General features: G+C 27.4%; 3 protein-coding genes. All 3 read left to right on the top strand.

What is annotated here, in order from left to right; all coding sequences use genetic code 11:
* Positions 1-690: 690 nt before the first annotated feature.
* The 3 genes from DPIF8902391_RS05045 (at position 691) to DPIF8902391_RS05035 (ending at position 5,861) form a co-directional block, all read left to right on the top strand.
* Positions 691-1,716, top strand: coding sequence for a hypothetical protein (locus tag DPIF8902391_RS05045; RefSeq protein ID WP_172505209.1), 1,026 nt, complete (start codon positions 691-693; stop codon positions 1,714-1,716).
* Between the two features lie 373 nt (positions 1,717-2,089).
* Positions 2,090-5,359, top strand: coding sequence for a RecQ family ATP-dependent DNA helicase (locus DPIF8902391_RS05040; protein WP_172505208.1), 3,270 nt, complete (start codon positions 2,090-2,092; stop codon positions 5,357-5,359).
* Positions 5,337-5,861, top strand: a complete 525-nt coding sequence (locus tag DPIF8902391_RS05035; RefSeq protein WP_172505207.1) for a hypothetical protein — start codon at positions 5,337-5,339, stop codon at positions 5,859-5,861. Before DPIF8902391_RS05040 ends, DPIF8902391_RS05035 begins: the two co-directional genes overlap by 23 nt.
* The last annotated feature ends 185 nt before the right edge of the window (positions 5,862-6,046 follow it).

The following is a 6,046-nucleotide window of genomic DNA, read 5'->3' as shown; positions in this document are numbered from 1 at the left end:
AGCATATGGCCTGCCGATAGGCCAAGGCTATATGCATTGTTGACTGATCCGATATTCAGGATAAGGGGTAATTCGATAACTATTTTTGTGTTTCTTGAAAATTCGGTAGACTTCACTATTATTTTTTAGCCTATTTTGGCATTTTATAGTAATTAAAGGTAACCTACAACCCTGTTTTTAAGCGTAATAATATTCTTTTTTTACTTTTAGGCATCAGTCGTCTGAGTAAATTATGGGTGAATTTACTACTAAATGTATTTACTTATTTTACGCATCACTATCTGTCTATAATTTTCGGGAGGCCCTCGCCCATCGAAGGTTAAAAGTGTAATTAATGTTCCTTTTTTACAACTTGGGCAAACGTTTAACAATGATTTTTCACTGTCGATATAAACTCCTAAAACCTCTTTATCTCTATCTAATAATTGTAGTTGTATTGGGCTAAGTAAGATAATGACACTATTACTCCTTTTATCTTTACTTCATTTTAAAAGAGCTGTAAAACATCATAAAAGACTTGTTTACAGGTTAAAACTACCGAAATATGAATTATTAAAAATGACTTAGATTGTTCTATTTTCACAAAAATTAACGCTATTTTTGATACTATAAAAAAATAAATGACGGTTTTTAGACAGACTGACGTTATTGTATAATTAAATACTAAACTTGTTAAACGTATTGATATTTATGAAAAATATAGCTGGACTACTCATTGTATTATTAATATTCGGATGTAAAAATCCTTATTCTGTAATAAATAAACAAGTTAAGGAAATTCCAAATTTCATTAAGGCTAAAAAAACAAGAAATAAGGTCTTAAATAAGCATTCGTTTGTTAAGGCTGTATCGTATTTACCTAAAAACTATGTTAAAGATGGAACTAAAGATTATACTGCTTTTTTACAAAAAGCAATAAATGAGAATAAATATGTATTATTACCTAACTTTCCTATCAAAATAAATGATGTCGGTTTAGATTTAATAAACAATTCAATAATCATTTTTGATAAAAAAACAGAAATGAGATTAAAAGCATCAAATAAAGGGAGTTATGAATTACTAAGAATACATAATAAAGAGAATATTAGTGTCTATGAACCCAAAATAAAAGGTGATAAATACACGCATTCGGCAAGCAGAGGGGAATGGGGAATGGGAATTTCTATCAGATCATCAAAGAATATAGAAATAATAAAACCCCTTATTCAAGAATGCTGGGGAGATGGTATTTATTTAGGTGAAATTACAAACAAAGGAACAAATTACAATATAAAAATAAAAGATGGTTTTATAAATGACAACAGAAGAAATGGAATTTCTGTAATTAGCGTAGATGGGTTTATATTGAAAAATATGATTCTATCTAATACTAATGGAGCTAGTCCTCAGGCAGGTATAGATTTTGAACCTAATTACCAAAATCAAAAATTAAAAAATATTAAAATAGAAGATCTATATACCTACAATAATAAAAGTCGGGGGATGTTATTTAATTTTAACAAACTAAAAGGAAGTAAAGAAGCGGTAAGTATTCTTGTTGAAAATTATCAAAATAATTCATCTGTAAGAGCAATAGGCTATCATAATATTAAAAATGCTCTGGGGCACATAACTGTTAAAAATTTTACTTCTAAAAATAATAGCAAAGAGAGAATTTACCATTTTCCAGATGAAAATAAAGGCAAGTTTGAAATTTATACAGAAGAAAAATAGAATAAAATATTTTTTATATAAGCAATCCTAATAGATAGAAGGCTACATTGTATAAAACTTTGCGGAAAAATGTACGCTTTTGTCTACTGTGCTGTGCCCGCTACTTACTTCTGTTTTATTTTAGTTCAAAAGACTAAAAAGACAACTATTAAACCCGTTAATCAAAAAAACTGAAACTAGCATATTAGCTTTTTTTTCAACGCACGAAATACAAAACGAACTAAAATGAATGATTAAAAAATATTCAGCTAACTACTCGTATACAAATCATAATTTTGTTATTCAAAATCTAATAAAGCCAAGAAAAAGATCTTCTTTTTTATCAGCAATTTTAATAATAAAAAATCTTATTCAAAGAGGTAAACCTACTTTAATGAGCCAATATCTACAAAATATTTATGGCTCATTTCCTGAAAAAGAAGTTTTTTTAAAAAAGCCTTTTGTTTTAATAGATCAATCAAATCTTCAATGGAATAATACCATAAAAGGAGATCAAGACCATAGCTATTTTCCTGCAAAAATATTTTTAGAAGAAAGAATTAGCGAAGATTTACCTGAATACAAATTTATCAAACAATTAATAATTCCAGAAATTGAAATTAATCAAATTACGCAACGTAATGATAAAAAATTCAATTATCAATGTGTTGATTTTTTCTTGCCACAAGCAAATTTAGTTATAGAAATAGATGGACAACAACATAAAGAAGATGTTGCAAGAGTTATTGATTCAATAAGAGATAATCACCTTGCTTTATCAAAAGTTTTAACGGTTAGAATCGATACAAAAGATTTAGAAGCTAAAAACGAAATCTATTTTCAAAAAATAGAGCAAATAAAAAATCAACTTGATAAATATTCTAGGTTTCTAAATTTATATAAAACGAATTTCAACCTCAACTTCGATGAAATTTCAGAAGAAATAAAAAAAACTAAATTATTGCCCACTGCAATAATTCGTTTTCAAGTTTTAATTCTTGAATTACTTGAAAGGGGCATACTAAATCTTGATGATGAAAAATGGTATTTTGAAATTAAAAATCATGATGTAAATGGCTATGAAATTCACGCTATCGAAGATACTTTTCAATGGCTTGTTCATTTATTAAAATTGCAAAAAATTTCATTTAAAAAACCAAAATTTGAAATTAAAAACATTAAAAACTTCAGCAATAAAAAATGTATTAAGATAGATTTCAGTCTTTTACAACGCTGGACTGATCAAAACCTACTTAATGAAGATATTATCTATCTAAGAACTGATTATTTAGATTTGTTTTATAATCGAAATAAAAATAAATTAGACCAAATTAACTACTTTAAACTTAGTACTACTGCTAAATACAAATACAAGCTTCTTTTTAATGATGAAGAATCTGGTGATTTGAAAAATTTAGTGTTTTTTCTTAAAAATATATTTGGACGTAACTATCATCGTTTTAATCAAGGTCAAGTTCCAATTATTCAAAATATTTTAGAAAACAATACAACTATTGGATTACTACCAACAGGTGGAGGAAAATCATTGACTTATCAACTTGCCTGCCTTTTACAGCCTTGTATTAGTTTTGTTGTATGTCCAATAAAGTCTTTAATGTCTGACCAAATAGAAGACCTTAATAAAACATATATTCAAAATATTGAATCTATAAATAGTGATGTCATTGGAGCTGAACGTACTGAAATATTAGATAACTATAGTAATGGAAAATATTTCTTTGTTTTTATTTCACCTGAAAGGTTTCAAACCAAAGATTTTAGACAAAGATTATCAGCCATAAATTCACAATTAGACTTTGCCTATGCTGTTATTGATGAAGTACATTGTTTATCGGAATGGGGACACGACTTTAGAACCTCTTATTTAAACCTTTCAAAAACCATTAAAAAATATTGTCCTACAATAACATTTTTAGGGCTAACCGCTACCGCATCATCTAATGTACTAAAAGATATTCAATTAGAATTTAAAAGTAAGCCAGAAGATACCAGAACTGTACCTAATTATACACGACCTGAGTTAGAGTTTATTGTAATCAATGATAAAGGAAACAAATATCAAGAAATTAAATCTATTATTGAAAACCACAACCAAGAAGAAAAGCTTTTTGATTTAGATTCTGAAAACCCAAAATGTGGCTTAATATTTACGCCTTTTGTAAACGGAGTAAATGGCTGTTCTCATCTATCAAAAAGTTTATCAATAGATTTTAAAACAGCAGTTAAATATTATTCTGGCTCAAAACCAAAAAAAGGTTTTATTGGTGAGGATAAAGATTTCGATAAATATAAACTAGAAGTTCAAAAGCAATACAAAGACAATAAATTTCCATTATTAACAGCTACTAAAGCTTTTGGTATGGGAATTAACAAAAAAAATATAAGCTTTACTGTTCATTATGGTATGCCTGCTTCCATGGAATCGCTTTATCAAGAAGCAGGAAGAGCGGGAAGAGATAAAAGTGATGCAAAGTGTTATGTTTTACTAACAGAAGAAAATCCAGAAACGGATATTCAAACTATTTTTAACCCAGAATCAACTTATGAAGAAATTCAATCTTTAAGTGATAAAGTAGGCTTAAGCGGAAAAGATATTTTCCGTCAAATATATTTATATCAAAATGGATTAGACTCAATATCTAATGAATTAGAACTTGTAACACAACTTCATGAAACCTATTCCGAATCAGGAGCTAAAAAAGTTGTTTATGCAAAAGGCTTAAATTCAGATAAAGCAAAAGTTGAAAAAGCTATTTATCGTTTATCTAATTTAGGTATTATTTCAGATTGGACTGTTGATGATTTCTTTAATGGTGTATTTACTGTTTCCTATAAAAAATTTACCGAAGAAAGTATAAAAGAAACATTACTCCTATTTATTCAAAATTATGTTGATGACTTTGAATTTGACAAGCATCCTGATAGAGAAAAATATACAACTATTTTAAACAATACTGAATTGCCGAAATTTGACCGTTTAGTAACAATATTACTGCAATGGTCTTATGATAAGTTTGGAACGAACAGACGGAAATCTCTTGAAACTGTTTATAATAATTGTAAGGATTATCAGGAAGAAGGAAAAGAATCTTTTAAAAAATCGTTAGAAGCTTATTTTAAAATTACAGAAGCAACCTATGTTTTACAACATATTGCAGACAATAACAACAAAGATATCGCTAAATGGTTTGAAGTTTTCTATATTGAAAATAAGGATACAGAGATTATCACTTTTAGAAAAAAAGAAGAATTGATTGACCTAAAAGGAAATTTACAGAGAATACTTGAAAGTTATCAATCAAATACAGGTATTCATTTAATAAATGGTTTAAACACCCTACTTTTAAACGAGTCATTTGAAAACGTTAAAAGAGAGTTTTCAAAATCATTCGACACTATTTCAAATTATGATAATAAAGAACGGAATACGGTTCTAAATGGAATTCTTAAAATAGCTAAAAAAACAAACCAAAACGGAAAAACTATATTATTAGAATACCTATACAAATACAGTAAAACGGAAGCTGAAAAATTAAAATTTGCTAAAGAGTTCGGAGATAAAAAAACGTTACTTATTCATTATAACAACAAACTTAAAAGCATTAATAAAAAAATAGAATATGGATTTAGAAAAATTGGATAATATTGTCATTGAATTAGAACAAAACTCTGAAGAACTAAAAGGCTTTACACAGGTTTATTCGGAAATAAGCTCGCTTCAATCGAATATAAGCCTAAACTTAGAGCTAATCGAAGAGAATAATAAAAATTTAAACTCGGTTAGTAATGTCATTAAAAAAGAAACAAGAGAAAATTCAAACCAATTAAAGCTTATTAACAATACTGTAGAGCAAAAAACAGAAAGAATAAATACAGATAATAAAGCTTTTCAAAGAGAATTAGATGCAACTCTTATCACAAGGCTCGATAAACATAAATCTGATATTCAAGTTGATATTAGAAATGAAGGAATTCAAATACAACGTGCATTTGAAACTACTTTAAATTCTAATTTTAACTCGATGGAAAGTAAAATAAAAGAACGTTTTGAATTACAATCTAAAGAATTGAAAACATTGAGAGTTTTAGTCTTTGTTTTAATTACTATAGGAATAGGCTTAGGAGTTGGTCTTTATTTGAAATAAACAAAATTGAATTTACTATATTTAGCAAGAAATAACTACTTCAAATTAGTTACCTTTATCCCAATCTTAAAGGAAAAGTTAGGCAAATACTGCTAGTACTCGCCTACTTACAAAAATAGTTCGGATATTTTCTATTGCGTTTTTAAATAATTACTAGCTATAAAACACCTAAAGAAATAATGCGT

It is taken from the genome of Tenacibaculum finnmarkense genomovar ulcerans (assembly GCF_900239495.1).
Taxonomy (GTDB): Bacteria; Bacteroidota; Bacteroidia; order Flavobacteriales; family Flavobacteriaceae; genus Polaribacter; species Polaribacter ulcerans.
Note: the sequence above shows the minus strand (reverse complement) of the source record. Positions and strands in the feature narration are given on the sequence as shown.